Consider the following 21,023-nt stretch of genomic DNA (forward strand, 5'->3'; position numbering starts at 1 on the left):
ACGCAAGATGAGCATTCTCGGCATTGAACAGATTACGTACGGCGTGACGGATCTGGAGACCTGTCGGCGCTTTTTCGCCGACTGGGGCATGAAGGAAACCGCGCACGACGAAACGCGCGCGCGCTTCGAAACGCTGAACGGCTGCACGGTTCTCGCTGTGCTCGCGAATGACGCGTCGTTGCCGCCTGCATTCGAAGAAGGCCCGACGCTGCGTGAAGTGACGTGGGGCGTGGAAGCTGTCGCCGATCTCGATCGGTATCGCGAGAGTTTGAAGGGCGCGCAAGGCTATTACTCGAACGACGACGCAGTCGGCTGTATCGATCCGAACGGCATGGCGATTCGCATCGAAGTGACGCGCAAGCGCGCTGTCGATGTGCACGGTTCGCCGTCGAACGTGTGGGGTCAAACGCTGCGCGTCGATACACCGAGCCCGATCTACGAACGCGCGGAACCCGTCGAAGTGGGTCACGTCGTGTTCTTCACGAACGTTCTCGCGGAGCAGGAGAAGTTCTATCACGAGCGACTCGGCTTCGAGACGTCGGACCGTTATCCGGGCCGCGGCGCGTTCATGCGTTGCGCGCCGCACGGCGGTCATCACGATCTCTTCCTGTTGCAGCTGCCCACGGGCAAACGCGGCCTGAATCACGTCGCGTTCACCGTGCGCGACATTCATGAAGTGTTCGGCGGCGGCATGCACATCAACCGCTGCGGCTGGGAAACACAGCTTGGACCGGGACGTCACCCTGTTTCATCGGCGTACTTCTGGTACTTCCAGAATCCGGCGGGCGGTTTGATCGAGTACTACGCGGACGAAGACCAGTTGACGCCCGAGTGGCAGCCGCGCGATTTCGAGCCGGGTCCGACCGTGTTTGCAGAGTGGGCAATCGACGGCGGCATCGACGGCAACACGCGCCGTCAGATGAATGCGAAGGCGCCGGAAGGCAAGTTCATGACGGAGCGCAAAAAATGACCGACGCTTCTATCAACGCAAGCGCGAGCGCGACGGATACGCCGCAAACCATCGTCGTGATCGGCGGCGGCCAGGCGGCGGGGTGGGTCGTGAAGACGCTGCGCAAGACGGGTTTCGAAGGCAGGCTCGTGATGATCGCGGATGAAATCCATCTGCCGTATGAACGTCCGCCGTTGTCGAAAGCGGTGCTGTCCGGCGATGCCGACATCGACACCGTCCGTCTTTTCGCAACCGACGATTTCGCGTCGCTGAACATCGAAGCATGGCAACCGGACGTTGCTGTGGAAATCGATCGCGAACGGCGCATCGTGCGCACGCAGACGGGCCGCGAAGTGCAATACGACCGGCTCGTGATCGCAACGGGCGGCGCGGCGCGCAAGCTGCCGGCATCGCTCGCGAAGACAGATCACATCGCGTATCTGCGCACGCTGGATGAAGCGTCGGCGCTCGGCGAACGTCTTCGCAAGAGCCAGCATGTGCTCGTGATTGGCGGCGGCTGGATCGGTCTCGAAGTGGCAGCGACGGCGCGCAAGCTCGGTGTCGCGGCAACGGTAGTGGAAGGCGCGCCGCGTCTGTGCGCGCGTTCGGTGCCGCCTGCCGTGTCGGACTTTTTGCTCGAACTGCATCGCGTGAATGGCGTGGATGTGCGCTTGAACGCTGCGCTGACGTCGCTCGATACGCATCCCGAAGACGCAGGCAAAGTGCGCGCGACGCTCGCAGACGGCACCACGCTCGACGCGGATTTCGCGGTCGCGGGCATCGGTCTTACGCCGCATACGTCGCTGGCGGAAGCGGCGGGTTTGCCCGTGAACGACGGCATCGTCGTCGACGAGCACGGCATGACGAGCGATCCGCGCATCTTCGCGTGCGGCGACGTGGCGAATCATCCGAGCGCGTGGCTGAAGCGCCGCGTGCGGCTCGAATCGTGGGCGAATGCGCAGAACCAGGCGATCGTCGTGGCGAAGGCCGCGCTCGGCCAGTTCGAGCCGTATGCGGAGATTCCGTGGTTCTGGTCGGATCAGTACGACGTGAATCTGCAGATTCTCGGCGACATTCCCGCCGATGCGCAGCTTGTCGTGCGCGGCGACGTGAGCGCGCGGCGCGCGACGCTCTTTCATGTCGCGGACGGCGGCGTGCGCGGCGTGATCGCGATCAATACGCCGCGCGACCTCAAGCTCGCGCGCAAATGGATGACACAGGGACGCACAGTCGATGTCGCGGCTCTGGCCGATGCCGACAAGGCGCTTGCATAACCACAGTACGGGGCGGAGACGACGCATGAGTACTATCGACAATACGTTTGAGGCACAGAGCAGCGCAGGTGTCTCCGGTCCCGCGACGCGCGGATCGATCATTGCGCGGCTCGAACGATTGCCCGCGAACGCGATGCTGGTGCGCGCGCGGATTCTGATTGGACTCGCGACATTCTTCGATGGCTTCGACGTCATCGCGATCGCCGCGACGCTGCCGATCCTGATCGGCAAATGGCATCTGACGCCGTGGGACGTGGCGTTGCTGATCGGCGCGAGTTCGGTCGGTCAGTTGATCGGCGCGTTTCTGTTTCCGTGGTACGCGGAACGTCATGGTCGCGTGAAGGCGATTGCGCTGAGTTCGGGACTGATCGGTATCACGAGCATTGCGTGTGGTTTTGCACCTACGTTTGCGGTGTTTTTCGTGTTGCGGATCGTGCAGGGCATCGGCCTTGGCGGCGAGTTGCCCGTAGCCGCGACGTACATCAACGAGATTTGCCGTGCACATGGCCGCGGGCGTTTCGTGCTGCTGTACGAGATCGTGTTTCCTGTGGGCCTGCTCGCATCGAATGCGCTCGGCGCGTGGATCGTGCCGCGCTTCGGCTGGGAGGCGATGTATTTCATCGGCGGCGTTCCGTTGATTCTGTTCTTCGTGCTGCGCAAGCTCGTGCCCGAGTCACCGCGTTGGCTCGCAGAACGTGGCCGCATGAGCGAAGCGGCCGATGCTGTGCACGCTTTCGAACGCACCGCAAAGGGCACGTTGCCGCCGATGGGCGATCCTGCGAGCTTCGAGTCGATGGCGGCGCGTCACCCGAAGCGCAAGATGCGCGATCTGTTCGGCAAGGCTTACTGGAAGCGCTCGGCGGCTGTCGCGATGCTGTGGATGACGTGCGGCGTGATCCAGTACGGTCTGTCGACGTGGCTGCCGACGATTTATCGCACGGTGTATCACGCGCCGTTGCAGCTCGCGCTGAATCTGGCCGTTGCGGCGTCCGTGCTTGGCGTGCTCGGTTCGCTGCTGTGCGCGATGTTGGTCGACAAGGTGGGCCGCAAGCCGATCATCAACTGGTCGTTCATGTTGTGCGCGTTGTCGCTCGTGCTGGCTGGCGTGTTCCATGATGCGTCGGTGTATGTCGTCGCTGCGTGCTGCGCGTTCGCGCTCGGCTGGCTCGCGTGCGGGTTCATCACGGCTTATGTGTACACGCCGGAGCTGTATCCGACGAGCATCCGGGCATTCGGATGCGGTGTCGGCGGCGCGTGGCTAAAGCTCGCGGCGATCTTTGCACCGACGCTCGTGTCGAAGACGATGATCGGCGGCAATCTGGATGTGGCGTTCTATCTGCTGGCTGTCGTGCCGTTCCTCGCTGCGCTGGTCGTGCAGTTTCTTGGGATCGAGACGAAGGGGAAGGTGCTGGAGCAGCTGGAGGCTTAACGTCTCTTCTTCCAGTGGCTTCAAGGTTGGGCCACGATGCGCTTGCTGCGCGTCGTGGCCCAAGTTGTTTTGAGGTGAGGGTTTTCGGGAGTGAGTGATGCGGTGCGTGATTTCGCACCGCAAGCGATGCGGCGTCGGTGCGAGAGTGTGAACAAGCCCTTGTTTTAGGGCAGTTTCATCGCGTCATCAACAAGCGTTGAGTTGATCGACCCGAGTCGCCTCATCCAAAGGTGAGGCTTTTCGGGACTTCGTGTTCGGGTGAGGCTGCTATGTCTGCGGCAACTCCCTCACATCCGCCGTCGCCACGGCCCCAAACGTCTCGCTCAGCACATAATCGACGAGCTTCCCCGCCGACTCTTCCGGCGTCGACAGCTTGCCGTCGCGCTTCAACTCCTCGAACTTCTCGCGCATCGGAAACTTGTCCAGTTCCGTGCCGCGAATTTCCGCCTGCATATTCGTATCGACCACACCCGGTGCGACGCTGCAGATGCGCAGCGCGCGGTTCTGATCCAGTGCGACGGAACGCGCGTGATGATCGAGCGCGGCCTTCGTCGCGCAGTAGATGCTCCAGCCCGAATACGGATGACGCGCGGCCCCGCTCGAAATATGCACGATGCGCCGATCAGTCGCATCCGGGCTCGCCGTAGCGAACGCAGTCGCCAGCATCAACGGCGCCGACACGTTCAGCGTCACGGCTTGCGCAATGGCTGCAACGTCTTGCGCTTCGATGGGACCGATCGGCTGCACCATGCCCGCATTGTTGAACAGCAACGCGGTTTGCGCGCCCTTGAGAAAGTTGCGCAACGTATCGCCTGCGATGAACTGGGTGAGACGTTCCGCGTCGGACAGATCGACTTCCACCTCATCGAAGCCCGTGCGGCTCGTGAGTGCTTCATTGCGCGAGCGCGATATGCCGAGCACGGTGATGCCTTGCGCGAGCAGCCGTTCTGCGAGCGCCGCGCCGAGACCGCGCGTATGACCCGTGACGATGGCGCGAACGGAAGTAGTAGCGTTCATGTCGATGTGCACAAAGTGCGAGGCGTTGATCAGCTCATCATTTTGTCACGTACGGTCGACGCGTGCAGGCCCTTGCGCTCACGCGTGCCGGAAGCGCTCGCGATACTGATTCGGCGTCGCACCGATACGCTTCGTAAACACGATCCGCATACGGTCCGCCGTGCCGAAGCCGCAATCGTAGGCAATCGCCTTGAGCGCCGCGCCGCTGCTTTCGAGCAGCTTGCGCGCCGCATCCATCCGCGCGCGCTCGACGAATTCATGCGGCGTCACGCCCGTTTCCTGCACGAAGATGCGCGCGAAATTGCGCGCGCTCATGCCCGCGACATCGGCGAGCTGTGCCACGGTGAAGTTGTCCCTGATGTTGGCCATTACGTGCGTCTGCACTTTTGCTACGGGCGAGGTTTCATCGGCGGGCGCGGTCAGATAAGGACTGAACTGCGACTGCCCGCCCTGGCGCTGCGAAAACACCACGAGGCGCTTGGCCACTTTTAATGCCGTCTGCGGACCGTGATCCTCGGTGACGAGCGCCAGCGCGAGATCGATGCCCGCCGTCACGCCCGCCGACGTCACGAGCCGTTCATCGCGCAGATAAATGCGGTCGAAATCGACGCGCGCTTTCGGGAATTGCGTCGCGAGTTGCTGCGCGTGCTGCCAGTGCGTCGTGACGTTGCGATCGTCGAGCAGGCCCGCGTGGCCGAGCGCGAACGCGCCCGTGCAGATCGAGCCGTAGCGCTCGCATTGCGATGCGACATTCGCGAGCCAGGCCGTGAGGCGCGTGTCTGGGACACTTTCCGGCAACGCAGGGCCGCCCGCGATCAGCGCGAGATCGAACGTGCTGCGCTTGTCGTCGAAGGTTTCGTCGGGGACGAACCTGATGCCGTTCGATGCGCGCAACGGCGCATCGTCGGCGGCGAGCAATGTCACTTCATAGCGGTCCTTGCCGTCGATGAACAGGTTCGCTTCCGCGAAAACATCGAGTGGACCGGCGACATCCAGCGCCTGGACGCCCGGAAAGATCGCGATGGCAACGCTCGGCATTCAATGACCCCGCAGACGGCGCGTCGGCGAAAACGGCAGCAGACGATGTATGGTTGGCAGGTTCCGCACGTGCGCACAGGTTGAACGCAGCGGCCGCGCAACCAATACTGAAGCCATCGACAGCCCGTATCGACAACAGGAGGAACCCAGGATGGAACAGAATAGCAAATCCGCTTACGAGGCCGATGCGAGGGTACATGAAGCGCATCGCGAACGTCTGATGGACGAGGCGCTGATGGACACTTTCCCCGCCAGCGACCCCATTCCGCAGATGTGTTTCGATTGAATACGAGCGCTCGCGGCGAGGTCGCGGCACAATATGACGCAATCCATTGCATCGATTGTCCGTCATGGTCCTGAAGAATCTGCTCCGCCGCCTCGACCTCACGACGCTGCAACTGTTCATCGCCGTCTATGAGGAAGGCACGCTGACGCGCGCCGCGGAACGCGAGGCCATCGCCGTGTCGGCCGCCAGCAAGCGGCTGCTCGAACTGGAACAGGCCGTCAACGCGACGCTCTTTCAGCGCAACGCGCGCGGTATGACGCTCACGCCGGCGGGCGAAACGCTATTGCATCACGCGCGCCGCGTGATGCGCGGCATCGAGAACATCGGCATCGAACTCGCGGGGCACGCGAGCGGCGTGCGCGGCTATGTGCGGATGATGGCCAACCTCTCCGCGATCGTCGAATTCCTGCCGGAAGATTTGCGAGCGTTTCTCGCCGTCAACGATCTCGTGAAGATCGATCTCGAAGAGCGGCCGAGCGGCGGCGTGATCGAAGCCGTCGCCGACAGTCTCGCCGATCTCGGCATCTGTTCGGGCGAAGCGGACGCGCGCGGCCTCGAAACGACGCACTACCGGCACGATGCGCTGTGCGTCGTGATGCGCGACGATCATCCGCTTGCGATGCGCGAAAGCGTCGCGTTCGAAGAGACGCTCGACAGCGATCACGTTGGGCTGCATTCGGCGAGTTCGATTAACGCGCGCACGCACACGGCCGCGCGCCAGGCGGGCAAGGCGCTCAAGCTGCGCATCCACGTGCCCGGCTTCGACGCCGTGTGCCGGATGGTGCAGGCGGGCATGGGCGTCGGCGTGCTGCCCGTCAACGTCTATCGCATCATGGGGCGGCCGTTGGGCCTCGTTGCCGTGGCGCTCGAAGACGAATGGGCCGAGCGCGATCTCATCATCGTGACGCGCGATTCGGCGCGTCTGTCGCCCGTCGCGCGGCTGCTGTTCGATCATCTGCGCACCGTCGAAGCCTTGTCCGGCAAGCCTTAGCGGGGAGCGTTCGCGTTTCGCGAACGGTCGTTGGCGAAATGCGGTTGGACGCTTTGGCGGCCTCGCTTCTACTCTTGTCTCCAACATGAATTCAGATTGGAGACAGCATCATGAGTGGTCCGTTGCAGGGTATTCGCGTCGTCGAAATCGGCACGCTGATCGCAGCGCCGTTCGCCGCGCGCCTGCTCGCCGAGTTCGGCGCCGAAGTCATCAAGATCGAAGCACCCGAAACGGGCGACCCGCTGCGCAAATGGCGCAAGCTGCATGAAGGCACCTCGCTCTGGTGGTATCTGCAATCGCGCAACAAGAAGTCGATCTGCGTGAATCTCAAGTCGCAGGAAGGCGCGGATGTGGTCAAGCGTCTTGCCGCCGACGCCGACATCGTCATCGAAAATCTCCGTCCTGGCGCGCTCGAAAAGCTCGGCCTCGGCTGGGACGTGCTGCACGCAATCAACCCGAAACTCACGATGGTCCGCATTTCCGGCTACGGCCAGACGGGCCCGTATCGCGATCGTCCGGGCTTCGGTGCGATCGGCGAAGCGATGGGCGGCATCCGCTACACGACGGGCGATGTCGACGGCGCGCCCGCTCGCGTCGGCGTGAGTCTCGGCGATTCGCTCGCTTCGCTGCATGGCGTGATCGGCGCGTTGATGTCGGTGCTGCGCGTGAAGACGGGACAGGGCGATGGACAGATCGTCGACGTCTCGCTCGTCGAAAGCGTATTCAACCTGATGGAAAGCCTCGTGCCCGAATACGATCTGCTTGGCCACGTGCGCGAGCGCAGCGGCGGCGCGCTGCCGGGCATCGCGCCGTCCAACACGTATCGCACGGAAGACGGCGGCTTCGTCGTGATCGCGGGCAATAGCGATCCGATCTTCAAGCGTCTGATGCAGGTGATCGGCCGTCCCGATCTCGCCGACGATCCCGCGCTCGCACGCAACGATGGCCGCGTCGCGCAAAACGCGATGCTCGATGCCGCGATCACCGCCTGGACTTCGCATCATTCGATCGACGACGTGCTCGCCGCGCTCGAAAGCGCCGAAGTGCCGTCGGGCCGTATCTATTCGGTCGCCGACATCGTCGCCGATCCGCACTACCAGGCGCGCGAGATGTTGCTGAAGGCCGATTTGCCGGGCGGCGCGTCGGTGAAGATGCCGGGCATTGTGCCGAAGCTGTCGGAGACGCCGGGCGAAGTGCGCTGGCAAGGTCCGGCGCTCGGCGAGCATACGTCGAGCGTGCTGGCCGATCTCGGCTACGAGCAAAGCGAAATCGAGCGGCTGCGCCGCGAAGGGGCCGTGCAATGAACTTCGAACAGGAACATTTCGACACGCTGATCGTGCAGGAAGTCGCGCCGCGCGACGGCTTGCAGATCGAACCGACGTGGGTCGAAACGGCGGACAAGATCGCGCTGATCGATCAGCTGTCGACGGCGGGCTTTACGCGCATCGAGGCGGGCTCGTTCGTGTCGCCCAAGGCAATCCCTGCACTGCGCGACGGCGAGGCCGTATTCACGCAGATTCAGCGTCGCGAGGGCGTTATCTTCGTCGCGCTCGTGCCGAACGTGAAGGGCGCCGAGCGCGCGTTGAATGCGCACGCCGATGAACTGAACCTCGTGATGTCCGCGAGCCAGACGCACAACCGCGCGAACATGCGCATGAGCTGCGAGTCGTCGCTCGATGCGTTCGGCGATATCGTGCGACTCGCGCGGCATTTCAGCGTGTCGCTGAATGCGACGGTGGCGACGGCGTTCGGATGCCCGTTCGAAGGCAAGATCGACGAAGACCGCGTCGTGTCGATCGTCGATACGTACCGTGAAATGGGCATCAACGGCATCACGCTCGCCGATACGACGGGCATGGCCAATCCGCGCCAGGTCGCGCGACTCGTCGCGCGCGTGCTGCAACGCGTGCCCGCCGATGCGCTCACGCTGCACTTCCACAACACGCGCGGACTCGGGCTCGCGAATGTGCTGGCGGCGTACGAAGTCGGCGCGCGACGCTTCGATGCGGCACTCGGTGGCCTTGGCGGTTGTCCGTTTGCGCCGGGCGCGTCGGGCAACATCTGCACGGAAGATCTCGTCAACATGTGCGACGAAATCGGCATTCCGACGGGCATCGATCTGCAGAAGCTGATCGCGCTGTCGCGCACATTGCCTGCATTGCTGGGCCACGACGTGCAGGGCCAATTGATGAAAGCGGGCCGCAATTGCGACGTGCATCCTGTGCCCGATTACGTACGCAGCATCTGAACTCATTCTTCTCACACAACTACATCACGACCAGCCGGTTAAATCGACTGGCAATGGAGACACAACATGAGCACACCAGGCGCAGTCGCGGCGGATAGCCGTAACGACAAGCTATCGGCAACTGCCGAGATCATCAAAAAGGTCACGTGGCGGCTGATGCCGCTCATCATGATCTGCTATCTGTTCGCGTTCTTCGACCGCATCAATATCAGCTTCGCGAAGTTCCAGCTGCAAACCGATCTCGGCTTTTCCGACACGGCGTATGGCCTCGGCGCGAGTCTCTTCGTGATCGGCTATGTGCTGTTCGAAGTGCCCAGCAACATGCTGCTTTACAAGGTCGGTGCGCGTAAGTGGATTGCGCGGATCATGATTTCGTGGGGTCTCGCGACGGCCGCGATGGTGTTCGTGCAAAACGAATGGCAGTTCTACGGCCTGCGTTTTCTGATCGGCGCGATGGAAGCGGGTTTTGCGCCGGGCGTGCTCTACTATCTGACGCTGTGGTTTCCGGCGAGCTATCGCGGACGCATCACGTCGCTGCTGTTTCTTGCATCGGCGTTTTCGGGTCTGGTCGGTGCGCCGCTGTCGGGTCTCGTGCTCGGTCAGATGGATGGCGTGTACGGCATTCGCGGCTGGCATTGGCTGTTCATGCTCGGCGGTCTGCCGTGCGTCGTGCTCGGCATTCTCGTGCTCAAGGTGCTGAAGGATCGTATCGAAGACGCGGGCTGGCTGTCTGCATCGGAAAAGACGTATCTGTCGAGCCAGATCGCGCAACAGGCGCAGCCGACGACGCACGGTCATTCGCTGCTCGGCGCGATCCGCACGCCTGGTTTCCTGACGCTCGGTCTGATCTACTTCCTGATTCAGATCGCGTCGTACGGCCTCAACTTCTGGGCACCGCATCTGATCCGCAGCGCGGGTACGCAGAACCCGACGATCATCGGTTTGCTGACGGCTGTGCCTTATATCTGCGGCGCGATTTGTATGGTTGTCGTGGGGCGCTTGTCGGATGCGACGGGTGAACGTCGCAAGTTCGTGAGCGTGCTGCTCGTGATGGCTGCAATCGGATTCTTTGCAGCGGGCTATTTCGACAAGCAGACGGTGATGCTCGTGGTGGCGCTGGCCGTGCTGGGCGCAGGTGTGATCGCTTCGATTCCGGCGTTCTGGGCATTGCCGCCGAAGCTCGTGTCGGGTGCGGGCGCTGCGGGCGGTATCGCGTTGATCAATACGCTGGGGCAGTTGGGCGGGATCGTGAGCCCGGTGATGGTGGGCCGTGTGCGCGACGTGACGGGCAGCACGACGCCGGCGTTGTATGTGATCGGTGGATTGAGCCTGGTCTGCGCGCTGATCATTCTGTATGGCTTGCCGCAGTCGTTGCGGCAGAAGGATCATACGGGGCGGGTTGAAGTGTGAGACGCTTTTTAGCGTGAAGAAAAACGCACGGCATCGAGCCGTGCGTTTTTTCATTTCAAGCCCTGATTCAAGCCTTCAATTTGGCCGCGGCCGCATCCTCCCGCGACTGAATCTGCAGCACCGCATCGCGTTTATCCAGCAGATGCTGACGCAAGATCGTGCTCAACCGCTTGCCGTCGCGTGCCTCCAGCGCCTTGAGCATTTCATCGTGATCGTGAATCGCGCTGTCCCACTTCGGCACCTGAAAGTTCGAGCGAAACCGCAACGCCTGCAACCGGCGATTCACCGCGATATACGTCTGACGCAGCGCCGAATTGCGCGCGGCTTCGTTGATCTTGTCGTGAATCGCCTGATTGCGGCTGTAGTAGCCGGCCAGATCGTTCTGCGTGCGGCACGCGAGCATCGCGTAGTGCAGCGCCTTGATCTCGGTGAGTTCGGCGGCCGTCATGCGCTCCGCCGCGAGTTCGCCTGAAAACGCTTCGAGCCCGCTCATCAGTTCGAACGTCTCGCGCATCTCCGCTTCCGACATCTTCGACACCGACGCGCCGCGATTCGGCTCGATATCGATCAACCCTTCCGCGGCGAGCACCTTCAGCGCCTCGCGCAACGGCGTGCGCGAAATGCCGAGCGTCTCGCACAGCTCACGCTCGTTCAGTTTCTTGCCCGGCTCCAGCACGCCTTCGACGATAAAGCGCCGGATGTGTTCGACCACCGTGTCGTGCAAGCGCTGGCGTTCGACCTTCGGCATCAGGGGAGGCGGCGTCAGGCCTGCTTCAATGTCCGAATTTTGCATACAAAAATCCTCAAGCACGATTTGCACCGATTTTAAAGCAAGCCATTTCCCACGTATTGCGAGGGTAAACACCGCCTTGGGATTGTCACATATCGTTTGTTATAGTTTTTTGCATGCAAAATTCAATCGAGGAGATCGACCGATGCTGAAGCTCGACTTTCATCCCGCAGGCCGCCACTTTCTGCAGATTCCGGGTCCGAGCCCGGTGCCCGACCGCATCTTGCGGGCGATGAGCTATCCGACCATCGACCATCGCGGCCCGGAGTTCGGCGCGCTGGGCCTGAAGGTGCTGGACGGCATCAAGAAGATCTTCAAGACGCAGCAGCCGGTCGTGATCTATCCGGCGTCGGGGACGGGCGCGTGGGAAGCCGCGCTGTCGAATACGCTGAGCCCCGGCGATCACGTGCTGATGTTCGAGACGGGCCACTTCGCGACGCTGTGGAAGAAAATGGCCGAAAGCCTCGGCCTGAAGCCTGAGTTTCTCGGTTTGCCCGGCATCGAAGGCTGGCGGCGCGGCGTGCAGCCGCAAATGATCGAAGCGCGTCTGCGCGAGGACACGCAGCACGCGATCAAGGCCGTGTGCGTCGTCCATAACGAAACATCGACGGGCGTGACGTCCGACATCGCCGCCGTGCGCCGCGCAATCGATGCGGCGGGCCATCCGGCACTGCTGCTCGTCGATACGATTTCGGGCCTCGCTTGCGCCGACTATCGTCACGACGAGTGGGGCGTCGACGTGACCGTCTCCGGTTCGCAGAAGGGCTTGATGCTGCCGCCCGGCATCAGTTTCAACGCTGTGTCGCCGAAGGCGATCGAAGCGGGCAAGCACGCGAAGCTGCCGCGCGCGTTCTGGGACTGGACCGAAATCATCGAAATGAACAAGAGCGGCTACTGGCCGTACACGCCGAACACGAATCTGCTGTACGGCTTGTCGGAAGCGCTCGATATGATTCTCGGCGAAGGCCTCGACAACGTGTTCGCGCGCCACGACCGCCTGGCCGAAGCATGCCGCCGCGCGTTGCGTGCGTGGGGCCTCGAGATTCAATGCGACGATCCGTCCGTCTATAGCCCGGTTCTGACGGGCGTGATGATGCCCGAAGGCATCGATGCCGATGCCGTGCGCAAGATCATTTACGAACGCTTCGACATGTCGCTTGGTACGGGCCTCGGCAAGATGAAAGGGCGCATGTTCCGCATCGGGCATCTCGGCGACTGCAACGATCTCACGCTGATGGCAACGCTCGCAGGCGTCGAAATGGGCCTGCAAATAGCGGGTGTTCCTGTTGCCGCAAGCGGCTTGCCGGCAGCGATGGAGTATCTGATGTCGCAGCCGAACACGCCGAAACTCAAAGCAGCCGCCTGAGCTGCCGATAGACAGACGACGAAGGAAGCGCAAACGACGACACGTTGCTTCCTTCATCGCAAACGCAGTGATCCACGAAGCACCCACGCGCCCGGCCAGCGCGACGCATCGCAACGAACAGAAAGACAAAGACGCAAGCGAACCACAAACGCGACCAACGCCAACGCAGACCCTGCAGACGGCGGCTCGCGCGGCATGAAGGCCGAACACGCCGCGTGAACAAGCCGTCCGCTAGCAACGGAGACAGACGATGAAGCGGTTTCGTGTGACCAGTGCGACCAGTATCGTTCTACTGATGCTATGCATCATGTACTTCATCACTTACCTTGACCGCGTCAACGTCAGCACGGCGGCAGCGGGTTTCGGCAAGGAGTTTCATCTTTCGCATACGGAAATCGGCCTCGTGTTCTCGGCCTTTGCGTATCCGTATCTCGTGTTTCAGATCATCGGCGGTTGGGTTAGCGACCGCTTCGGCGCGAAGCGCACGCTGATTGCGTGCGGCGCGATCTGGGCTGTCGCGACGCTGCTCACGGGCTTTGCGGGCGGTCTCGTATCGCTGCTGCTCGCGCGCGTGCTGCTCGGCTTCGGCGAAGGCGCGACATTTCCTGCAGCGACGGCAGCGATGTCGCGCTGGGTCGCGAAAGAAAAGCGCGGCTTTGCGCAGGGCATTACGCACGCGGCGGCGCGCATCGGCAATGCGGTGGCGCCTGGCGTGATCGTGCTGGTGATGACGACGTGGGGCTGGCGCGAATCGTTCTATATCTGCGGCGCGTTCAGTTTGTTGTGGGTCGTCGTGTGGGCGATGACGTTCACCGAACATCCGAAAGAACATCGCCGCATTACGCAGGCTGAACTCGACATCTTGCCCGCGCCGAAAGCCAAGTCCGCAAATGTGCCGTGGAAAGCGCTGTTCAAACGCATGGCGCCTGTGACCGTCGTGTACTTCTGCTATGGCTGGACGTTGTGGCTTTTCCTCAGCTGGATTCCGCAGTACTTCCTGCACAGCTATCACCTCGATCTGAAGAAGTCGGCGGTGTTTGCTTCGGCGGTATTTTTCGCGGGCGTGATCGGCGATACGCTGGGCGGCATCGTCACCGACAAGATCTTCGAGCGCACGGGCAACCTCAAGCGCGCACGCAGCTGGATGGTGTCGATCTGCATGCTGCTCACACTTGCATCGCTGGTGCCGTTGATGCTCACGCACAATCTTTATGTATCGATGGTGTGTCTGTCGGCGGGTTTCTTCTTCGCCGAGATGACGATCGGTCCGATGTGGGCGATCCCGATGGACATCGCGCCGGAACACTCGGGCACGGCGAGCGGCATGATGAACACGGGCTCGGCGCTCGCGGCAATCATTTCGCCCGTGTTGTCGGGCTATCTGATCGATTCATTCGGCAGCTGGGAATTGCCGTTCGCGGGCAGCATGCTGCTGATGGCGATCGGCGTCGTGCTCGCGTTCCGCATGCAACCCGAAAGCCGTTTCGCTGTCGGCACGGAGCCGGCTGCACAACCCGCCACGCGCTTCAATGCGTGAGCATCGCTAACGTTTGACCGACCATGCTGATCCAACAACTTGCCGACGCGCGCGCCGATCACTCGACGCTCGCGTCGCTTTCTCCCGAACTCATTCCCGCCGACATGAGTGCCGCGTACGCGATCCAGCATGCGTTGCTCGCGACGCGCGGTGCGCGCATCGGCGGCTGGAAAATAGGCGCGAAATCCGCCGATGGCGCGATTCAGGGCGCGCCGCTGCCTTCGACCGATCTGCATGCGGATGGCGCGCATCTGCCGCGCGCGCACTACAAACCGCTGGGCCTCGAACTGGAAATCGCGTTTCGTTTCGGGCGCAGCTTCGAGCCCGCCGATAACGCCTGGCATGAAGTAGAAGTGCTCGATTCGATCGATTCGATGGCAGCGACCATCGAAATCGTCGCGAGCCGGTTCGCGCAGTGGCCCAACGTCGACAAGCTCGCGCAACTCGCGGATTTGCAGAATCACGGCGCGTTGATCGTCGGCGAGTTCACGAAGTATCGGCGCGATTTTCCGTTCGTTGCGCCTGCGTTGAGCTTCACGTTCGAAGGACAGGATGTGGTGAAGGCGACGCCTGCAAATCCGTGCGGCGATCCGCGGCGTCTTCTGACGTGGCTCGTCAATCACTGCACGCAGCATCATCGGATTGCAGTGACGCCCGACATGATCCTCACGACGGGTTCGTACACGGGCATGTTTTTCCCGCAGCATTCGGGCACCGCGCGCGGACAGATCGACGGGCTCGGGCCCGTTAGCGTCACGCTCGAATAGCCGCTGATTTCAAGCCTTTTCCCACAGGCCGAAGCACATGTCGAACTCCACTTTGCTCGTCAAACCGATTCATCTCGTGCCGTCGGCGGCCCGCATGAGTACGCCGCTCGCGAACCGGCTGCGCAAGGAATTGCGCGGCGACGTACTGTTCGACGCGGCAAGCCGTGGGCGCTATTCGACGGATGCATCGATCTATCAGATCACGCCGATCGGCGTGGTCGTGCCGCGCGATCTGGACGATCTGTTGATGGCGCTCGACATCGCACGCAGCGAAAACGTGCCGCTGCTCGCGCGCGGTGCGGGATCGAGCCAATGTGGGCAGACAGTCGGCGAAGCGCTCGTCATCGATACGAGCAAGTGGCTCAACCAGGTGATTGAGTTCGACAAGGACAAGCGCACGGTGACGGTCGAGCCCGGCATCGTGCTCGATCATCTGAATGCGTGGCTGAAGCCGCACGGCCTGTGGTTTCCCGTGGATGTATCGACGGCGGCGCAATGCACGATCGGCGGGATGGCAGGCAACAACTCGTGCGGTTCGCGTTCTATCGAGTACGGCAATATGGTGCACAACGTCGAAGCGATCGATGCGATTCTCGCCGACGGCACGCACGCGCATTTCGCTTCGCTGCGCGATGCGCCGCAGGGCGCGCGCCTGCAGCAGATCGTGGAAGGTGTGAAGGCGATTGCACTGCGCGAGCGCGATGAGATCGTCGCGCAAGTGCCGAAAGTGTTGCGACGCGTGGCGGGCTACAACATCGATCTGTTCGACTGTCAGAACCCGCGCGCGTATACCGACGATGGCGTTGCGAATCTCGCGCATCTGCTTGTGGGCTCTGAAGGCACGCTTGCGTTCAGCCGGCAACTGACATTGAAGCTCGCGCCGCTGCCTGCGCACAAGACGCTGGGCGTGGTGAACTTTCCGACGTTCTGGCAGGCGATGGATCTGACGCAGCACATCGTCAAGCTGAAGCCGGTTGCAGTCGAACTGGTCGATCGCACGATGATCGATCTCGCGATGAGCAATCCCGCGTTCCGTCCGGTGATCGAAAAGGCGCTGGTCGGCAGGCCCGAAGCGATTCTGCTCGTCGAATTCGCGGGCGAGAACCGCGACGAACAGCTCGCGTCGCTCAAGCAACTGACGGAACTGATGGCCGATCTCGGCTTGCCTGATTCCGTCGTGCAGATGCCCGATGCCGGCGAACAGAAAGCGCTGTGGGAAGTGCGCAAGGCCGGCCTGAACATCATGATGAGCATGAAGGGCGACGGCAAGCCGGTGTCGTTCATCGAAGACTGCGCGGTGCCGCTCGAACATCTCGCGGAATACACGAGCCGTCTGACGGAAGTGTTTCATCGCAACGGCACCGAGGGCACGTGGTACGCGCACGCGAGCGTCGGCACGCTGCACGTGCGGCCCATTCTCGACATGCGCCGCGACGGCGCGACGAAGATGCGAGCGATCGCCGAAGAAGCGGCGGCGCTCGTGCGCGAGTACAAGGGCGCGTACTCTGGCGAACATGGCGACGGGTTGTGTCGTGGCGAATGGGTGGCGTGGCAATACGGCCCGCGCATCAATCGCGCGTTCAGCGAGATCAAGACGCTGTTCGATCCCGACAACCGGATGAACCCGGACAAGATCGTGCGTCCGCCGAAGATGGACGATGCGCACAACTTCCGCTTCGCGCCGGGATACAAGGCGAGCGCGTTGACGCCTGCACTCGACTGGTCGATTTGGAATGTCGAACGCGATCCGATGACGGGTGTGGAAACACCGCAGGGCACGGGCAACGACCTCGCAGGCGGACTCGCGAAGGCCGTCGAGATGTGCAACAACAACGGCCATTGCCGCAAGTTCGATGCGGGCACGATGTGCCCGAGTTATCGCGTGACGAAGGACGAGCAGCATGTGACGCGAGGACGTGCGAATACGTTGCGGCTTGCGCTGTCGGGGCAGCTTGGCGACGAAGGACTCGCGAGTCAGGACGTGAAGGACACGCTCGATTTGTGCGTGTCGTGCAAGGGCTGCAAGCGCGATTGCCCGACGGGCATCGACATGGCGAAGTTCAAGATCGAGGCGCGTGCTACGTGGGCGCAAAAGCACGGCTTACGTTTGCGTGAAAAGATGATTGCGTTCATGCCGCGCTATGCGTCTGTTGCGGCGAGCATGCCGGGTGTGTTTGCGTTTGCGGGGAATCTGCCGTGGTTCAAGCGTGCGATGGGATTTGCGCCGCAGCGGTCGTTGCCGCGGTTCGTCAAACCGTTTCTCGGCAGTGGTTCTGTCAAGGCTGCTTCTTCAGGAGCAGTCGGCACGCAAAAGGAAGTGCTGCTCTTCGTCGATACATTTAATAACAGCATCGAGCCGGAGAATGCGCGAGCCGCGCAGCAGGTGCTCGAAGCGGCGGGTTATACCGTGCACTTCAACACACGAGCGGGCGAGCGTCCGCTTTGCTGTGGAAGAACGTTTCTGGCAGCAGGCCTCGTCGATGAGGCGAAGCGCGAGGCGCGGCGGATGCTCGATGCGTTTCGGCCGTATATCGAGCGTGGTGTGCCTGTTGTTGGGCTGGAGCCTTCTTGTCTGTTGTCGTTGCGCGATGAGTTTTTGCAGTATGGGTTTGGGGAAGAGGCTGAGCGTTTGTCGAAGCTCGCTATGTTGTTTGAGGAGTTTCTTGTTCGTGAGCATGCTGCTGGGCGGCTTACGCTCGAGTTGAAGTCGATTGATGGCGCTGACCAGGCGCTGGTGCATGGGCATTGCCATCAGAAAGCGTTCGATGCTTTTACGCCTGTTCAGACTGTTTTGAAGTGGATTCCTGGGTTGAAGGTGTCGATGGTTGAATCTTCATGCTGTGGCATGGCCGGAAGTTTTGGGTATGAGGCCGAGCACTATGAGGCTTCTATGGCGATGGCTGAGTTGTCTTTGTTGCCCGCTGTGCGGGGGATTGATGACAGGACTGTTGTTGTGGCCGATGGCACTAGTTGTCGTCATCAGATTCATGATGGGGCAGGGGTTAGTGCTGTGCATGTTGCGCAGGTGTTGGCTAAGGCCTTGAGATAGGGGTGTTTTTCTGTCTGCGACGATTTTTTTGTTTGGCTTTTTTTGCTGGCATCCGCGAATTCGTATCGGTGCTTCAGGCGTTGCCCCTGTGCGGGGCGGCAGTTACTTTCTTTGCCGCGGCAAAGAAAGTAACCAAAGAAAGCCGCTTTTGAACCTCCGGTGCCTGCCAGGATAACGCCACGGCACAGGTTCTTTGAGCCGTCGCACAGCGACGCCAACACTTCGTAGAAAGCCCACAGTCAGCCGCGCGCGGCGCGAAAAATGACATCCACTTGGAGCACATTCGGTCAGCACGTTTCTTTTGCATTTGCCCTCGGTTGATTGCGGCGGTATGTGCTCCAGACTGTGTGTGGGGTTTTCGCGCCGTGCGCGGGTGACTGCGGGCGTTCTACAGCGTGCGGACGTCGCTGCGCGATAGCTCAACTGCGGCATGCTTAAGCGGAATTCTGGCGGGCACCGCAGGTTCAAAAGCGGCTTTCTTTGGTTACTTTCTTTGCCGCGGCAAAGAAAGTAACTGCCGCCCCGCACAGGGGCAACGCCTGAAGCACCGATACGAAAGCGCGGATGCCAGCGAAAACCCAAAACCAAAACCTAACGCCGGATATCGCGCAGATATCCAGAAACCCTTTCAAGCCCGGCAACGAGAACATCACGACCACTCGTGTACCCAATCCGAATATAGCCTTCGATATCAAGCGCACTACCGGGCGTAAACATAACCCCAGTCTTCTCGATGAGAGAAACACAAAACTCCCGAGAAGACATATCGACGTCAAAGCGCACAAGCGCAGTAGTCCCGGACCGCGGCTTAACATAAGAAAGCAAAGGCTCCTTGACAATCCAGGCGTCGAGCACCGCCAGATTGCTCCTCAAAATCCCATGATTCCGTTCCAGAATCGCCTTGCGATTTTCCAGCGCAATCGACGCAAGCAGATCATTCAACATCCCGACACTAATCGTGTTGTAGTCGCGATGAATCTGCACGCGATGAATCAGATCGACAGGCGCGACGATCCAGCCCACCCGCAAGCCCGCCAGCGACCACGTCTTCGACATGCTGCCCGTGCTAATGCCTTTCTCGTACACATCAGCAATCGATGCTGTAAATCCAGTACCTTCCTGATCGGTGCCGCGATACACCTCATCGCTCAACACGTACGCACCGCATGAACGCGCGACCTGCGCAATCTGTTCGAGGAACGCGCGGTCCATCAACGAGCCCGTCGGATTGTTCGGGTTGTTGATCGCGATGACGCGCGTAGTCGGCTTCACCATGCGCTTCAATTCGTCGAGATCGGGCAGGAACGCGTTCTCCTCGCGCAAACGCAGAATCTCGACGTTCGCGCCGTAGCTCTCGGGAATCGAATAATGCTGCTGGTAAGTGGGCAGCACCGAAATCACATGATCGCCCGGCTCGACGAGCGTTTCATAGACAAGCGCGTTCGCGCTGATCGCGCCGTGCGTGATCAGCACATTGGGCACCGCCTGCTTTTCATACAGCGATGCAACGTTGCTGCGCAGCCGCTCGGTGCCGTCGATCGCGCCATACGTCAGCTTCATCGGCAGGATCTCGTCGAGTAGCGCGTCTTCCTTGCCCGCAATCTTCAGCAGTTCGCCCACCGTTAGCGATTCGACACACGTTTCCGCAAGATTCAATTCGCAACGGTTCTCGTAGAGATCCATCCAGCGTTCGACTCCGAATTCCCTGATTTGCATGAGCTCTGTCCTCAAGTGAAAGCAGTGGCATGGGCGCGGCTGATCAGACCTTCGCGGCGCAGTTCGATTGATGTTGAGTGTAGACGAGTTGTCTAAAATGGACAAATAAAGCTAGCGACAGAAACTTGCGCGAAAGCGCGCAAACACGGAGAGTCTGGGAGACAGAGTACGCCACGAGAGACGTGGCGTGGGCGCAAAGGATCAGCCGGCTCGCAGCGTCTGGCGATAGACGGCCGGCGTCACGCCGACGCCCTGGCGGAAGCGGTGGCTGAAGTGGCTCGTGTTGGCGTAGCCGCATTGCATCGCGATATCGACGAGCGGCAAGGCAGTCGTGCGCAACAGCGTGCGCGCGCGTTCCAGCCGTTGCTGCGCGATCCACGCATGCGGCGGCAGACCGAACGACGTGCGGAACATCCGCGCCAGATGGAATTCGGACAGGTTCGCGACGACAGCCAGTTCACCGAGCGTCAACGGTTGCGTCAGATTCTGGTCGATGTAGTCGCGCAGACGGCGGCGCGTCGCTACTGCAAGGCCGCCTTTCAGCACGGCATCCGTGCGGTTCACGCCTTGCGAGCGCAACAGCAGACTGAGAATTTCGTGCGATGTTTCGTTGGCACGCAGACGGCCGTCGGCGTCGTCCCACGCATCGTTCGCAAGCGACTGGCAGAGCGCCGCAATGCGCTCGTCCTCGAAATACGTGCGGTCGGCGAGCGTCAGTTCGCGCGGCTCGCGGTCGAGTTCGCGGATCGCACGCTGCGTGAAATGCTCGGGCAGGAAATACAGGTGCATGAAATGCATGTGGCCGCGCACCCACCAGCGCGATTCGTGATCGCCCGGCAGCGCGCACAGCCGGCTCGGCGCGCCATAACGGCCAGGCATCTTCTGACGCTCCGTGCGATAGCCGCCGTCCAGATAGCACGACAGCGTGTGATGGCCGGGCTGCTCGTACACCGTTTCGGCTTCTTTCGTTTCGCGCGTCCAGATCGCGACGGCCAGTTGATCGCCGAGCCACGCGAAGCGATCGAGCGTCGCATTGCACTCGCTCAGCGTCTGGCAGACCGAATGCAGGCCGAACGGCGGATCGGCAGGGTCGGTCGTGGCAAGAGGCGGTGTGTTCACGTGAATGGACGAAGCGAATTGGTGCGCAAAAGGCGAT

At 61.5% G+C, this 21,023-nt stretch carries 17 protein-coding genes; 12 read left to right on the top strand and 5 right to left on the bottom strand.

Translation table 11 applies throughout. The features are described 5' to 3' along the window. Window positions 1-7 precede the first annotated feature (7 nt). The 3 genes from QEN71_RS16950 to QEN71_RS16960 are packed head-to-tail and all read left to right on the top strand — an operon-like array spanning window position 8 to window position 3,652. The gene (locus QEN71_RS16950) at window positions 8-970 is read left to right on the top strand and encodes a VOC family protein (RefSeq protein WP_201648344.1); all 963 of its coding nucleotides are present in this window, start codon (window positions 8-10) and stop codon (window positions 968-970) included. After that, complete coding sequence (locus QEN71_RS16955) at window positions 967-2,223, top strand: NAD(P)/FAD-dependent oxidoreductase (protein WP_201648343.1); 1,257 nt, start codon at window positions 967-969, stop codon at window positions 2,221-2,223. The genes QEN71_RS16950 and QEN71_RS16955 overlap by 4 nt, the downstream gene beginning before the upstream one ends. Before the next feature lie 25 nt (window positions 2,224-2,248). Beyond that, window positions 2,249-3,652 (top strand): MFS transporter, encoded by a 1,404-nt coding sequence (locus QEN71_RS16960; protein ID WP_201648341.1) that lies wholly within the window; start codon window positions 2,249-2,251, stop codon window positions 3,650-3,652. A gap of 267 nt (window positions 3,653-3,919) precedes the next feature. On the opposite strand, the gene QEN71_RS16965 is transcribed toward QEN71_RS16960, so the two are convergent. Together QEN71_RS16965 and QEN71_RS16970 are read right to left on the bottom strand one after the other, a co-directional pair. Then, entirely contained in the window at window positions 3,920-4,669 is a 750-nt protein-coding gene (locus QEN71_RS16965) for an SDR family oxidoreductase (RefSeq protein WP_201648339.1), read from the bottom strand. Window positions 4,670-4,747: 78 nt separating this feature from the next. After that, window positions 4,748-5,707: a GlxA family transcriptional regulator gene (locus QEN71_RS16970; RefSeq protein ID WP_201648338.1), complete on the bottom strand. Its 960-nt coding sequence runs from the start codon at window positions 5,705-5,707 to the stop codon at window positions 4,748-4,750. Window positions 5,708-5,756: 49 nt separating this feature from the next. On the opposite strand from QEN71_RS16970, the gene QEN71_RS16975 reads away from it, so the two are divergent. From QEN71_RS16975 to QEN71_RS16995, 5 genes are all read left to right on the top strand, one after another. Beyond that, complete coding sequence (locus QEN71_RS16975) at window positions 5,757-5,993, top strand: hypothetical protein (protein ID WP_201648336.1); 237 nt, start codon at window positions 5,757-5,759, stop codon at window positions 5,991-5,993. Window positions 5,994-6,057: 64 nt separating this feature from the next. Beyond that, window positions 6,058-6,984, top strand: a complete 927-nt coding sequence (locus tag QEN71_RS16980; RefSeq protein ID WP_201648334.1) for a LysR family transcriptional regulator — start codon at window positions 6,058-6,060, stop codon at window positions 6,982-6,984. 110 nt (window positions 6,985-7,094) lie between these two features. Continuing rightward, window positions 7,095-8,288, top strand: coding sequence for a CaiB/BaiF CoA transferase family protein (locus QEN71_RS16985; protein ID WP_201648333.1), 1,194 nt, complete (start codon window positions 7,095-7,097; stop codon window positions 8,286-8,288). After that, window positions 8,285-9,232: a hydroxymethylglutaryl-CoA lyase gene (locus QEN71_RS16990; RefSeq protein WP_201648331.1), complete on the top strand. Its 948-nt coding sequence runs from the start codon at window positions 8,285-8,287 to the stop codon at window positions 9,230-9,232. The genes QEN71_RS16985 and QEN71_RS16990 overlap by 4 nt, the downstream gene beginning before the upstream one ends. A 66-nt stretch (window positions 9,233-9,298) precedes the next feature. Then, window positions 9,299-10,642, top strand: a complete 1,344-nt coding sequence (locus QEN71_RS16995; protein ID WP_201648329.1) for an MFS transporter — start codon at window positions 9,299-9,301, stop codon at window positions 10,640-10,642. 67 nt (window positions 10,643-10,709) lie between these two features. On the opposite strand, the gene QEN71_RS17000 is transcribed toward QEN71_RS16995, so the two are convergent. Further along, entirely contained in the window at window positions 10,710-11,435 is a 726-nt protein-coding gene (locus tag QEN71_RS17000) for a GntR family transcriptional regulator (RefSeq protein WP_201648327.1), read from the bottom strand. Window positions 11,436-11,577: 142 nt separating this feature from the next. Between QEN71_RS17000 and QEN71_RS17005 the strand changes: the two genes are divergently transcribed. The 4 genes from QEN71_RS17005 to QEN71_RS17020 all read left to right on the top strand — a co-directional run bounded on the left by QEN71_RS17005 (window position 11,578) and on the right by QEN71_RS17020 (window position 18,151). Continuing rightward, window positions 11,578-12,798: a pyridoxal-phosphate-dependent aminotransferase family protein gene (locus tag QEN71_RS17005; protein WP_201648325.1), complete on the top strand. Its 1,221-nt coding sequence runs from the start codon at window positions 11,578-11,580 to the stop codon at window positions 12,796-12,798. A 250-nt stretch (window positions 12,799-13,048) separates the two neighbouring features. Next, window positions 13,049-14,335, top strand: coding sequence for an MFS transporter (locus QEN71_RS17010; RefSeq protein ID WP_201648323.1), 1,287 nt, complete (start codon window positions 13,049-13,051; stop codon window positions 14,333-14,335). Between the two features lie 23 nt (window positions 14,336-14,358). After that, the gene (locus QEN71_RS17015; RefSeq protein WP_201648321.1) at window positions 14,359-15,102 is read left to right on the top strand and encodes a 2-keto-4-pentenoate hydratase; all 744 of its coding nucleotides are present in this window, start codon (window positions 14,359-14,361) and stop codon (window positions 15,100-15,102) included. 37 nt (window positions 15,103-15,139) lie between these two features. Beyond that, on the top strand, window positions 15,140-18,151 hold the full coding sequence (locus QEN71_RS17020) for an FAD-binding and (Fe-S)-binding domain-containing protein (RefSeq protein WP_201648320.1): 3,012 nt from the start codon (window positions 15,140-15,142) through the stop codon (window positions 18,149-18,151). Between the two features lie 591 nt (window positions 18,152-18,742). Here QEN71_RS17020 and QEN71_RS17025 read toward each other — a convergent pair. After that, the gene (locus QEN71_RS17025) at window positions 18,743-19,867 is read right to left on the bottom strand and encodes an aminotransferase (protein WP_201648318.1); all 1,125 of its coding nucleotides are present in this window, start codon (window positions 19,865-19,867) and stop codon (window positions 18,743-18,745) included. 201 nt (window positions 19,868-20,068) lie between these two features. Next, complete coding sequence (locus tag QEN71_RS17030; RefSeq protein WP_201648316.1) at window positions 20,069-20,986, bottom strand: helix-turn-helix domain-containing protein; 918 nt, start codon at window positions 20,984-20,986, stop codon at window positions 20,069-20,071. Window positions 20,987-21,023 lie beyond the last annotated feature (37 nt).

This window comes from Paraburkholderia sabiae (assembly GCF_030412785.1).
Classification (GTDB): domain Bacteria; phylum Pseudomonadota; class Gammaproteobacteria; order Burkholderiales; family Burkholderiaceae; genus Paraburkholderia; species Paraburkholderia sabiae.

Bases quoted from the DNA above. Each gene is read 5' to 3' on its own strand.
- QEN71_RS17010 (WP_201648323.1), top strand. From the start codon at position 13,049: ATGAAGCGGTTTCGTGTGACCAGTGCGACCAGTATCGTTCTACTGATG.
- QEN71_RS16995 (WP_201648329.1), top strand. From the start codon at position 9,299: ATGAGCACACCAGGCGCAGTCGCGGCGGATAGCCGTAACGACAAGCTA.
- QEN71_RS16960 (WP_201648341.1), top strand. From the start codon at position 2,249: ATGAGTACTATCGACAATACGTTTGAGGCACAGAGCAGCGCAGGTGTC.
- QEN71_RS16955 (WP_201648343.1), top strand. From the start codon at position 967: ATGACCGACGCTTCTATCAACGCAAGCGCGAGCGCGACGGATACGCCG.
- QEN71_RS16950 (WP_201648344.1), top strand. From the start codon at position 8: ATGAGCATTCTCGGCATTGAACAGATTACGTACGGCGTGACGGATCTG.
- QEN71_RS16965 (WP_201648339.1), bottom strand. From the start codon at position 4,669: ATGAACGCTACTACTTCCGTTCGCGCCATCGTCACGGGTCATACGCGC.
- QEN71_RS16970 (WP_201648338.1), bottom strand. From the start codon at position 5,707: ATGCCGAGCGTTGCCATCGCGATCTTTCCGGGCGTCCAGGCGCTGGAT.
- QEN71_RS16975 (WP_201648336.1), top strand. From the start codon at position 5,757: ATGGTTGGCAGGTTCCGCACGTGCGCACAGGTTGAACGCAGCGGCCGC.
- QEN71_RS16990 (WP_201648331.1), top strand. From the start codon at position 8,285: ATGAACTTCGAACAGGAACATTTCGACACGCTGATCGTGCAGGAAGTC.
- QEN71_RS17000 (WP_201648327.1), bottom strand. From the start codon at position 11,435: ATGCAAAATTCGGACATTGAAGCAGGCCTGACGCCGCCTCCCCTGATG.
- QEN71_RS17015 (WP_201648321.1), top strand. From the start codon at position 14,359: ATGCTGATCCAACAACTTGCCGACGCGCGCGCCGATCACTCGACGCTC.
- QEN71_RS16980 (WP_201648334.1), top strand. From the start codon at position 6,058: ATGGTCCTGAAGAATCTGCTCCGCCGCCTCGACCTCACGACGCTGCAA.
- QEN71_RS17025 (WP_201648318.1), bottom strand. From the start codon at position 19,867: ATGCAAATCAGGGAATTCGGAGTCGAACGCTGGATGGATCTCTACGAG.
- QEN71_RS16985 (WP_201648333.1), top strand. From the start codon at position 7,095: ATGAGTGGTCCGTTGCAGGGTATTCGCGTCGTCGAAATCGGCACGCTG.
- QEN71_RS17020 (WP_201648320.1), top strand. From the start codon at position 15,140: ATGTCGAACTCCACTTTGCTCGTCAAACCGATTCATCTCGTGCCGTCG.
- QEN71_RS17005 (WP_201648325.1), top strand. From the start codon at position 11,578: ATGCTGAAGCTCGACTTTCATCCCGCAGGCCGCCACTTTCTGCAGATT.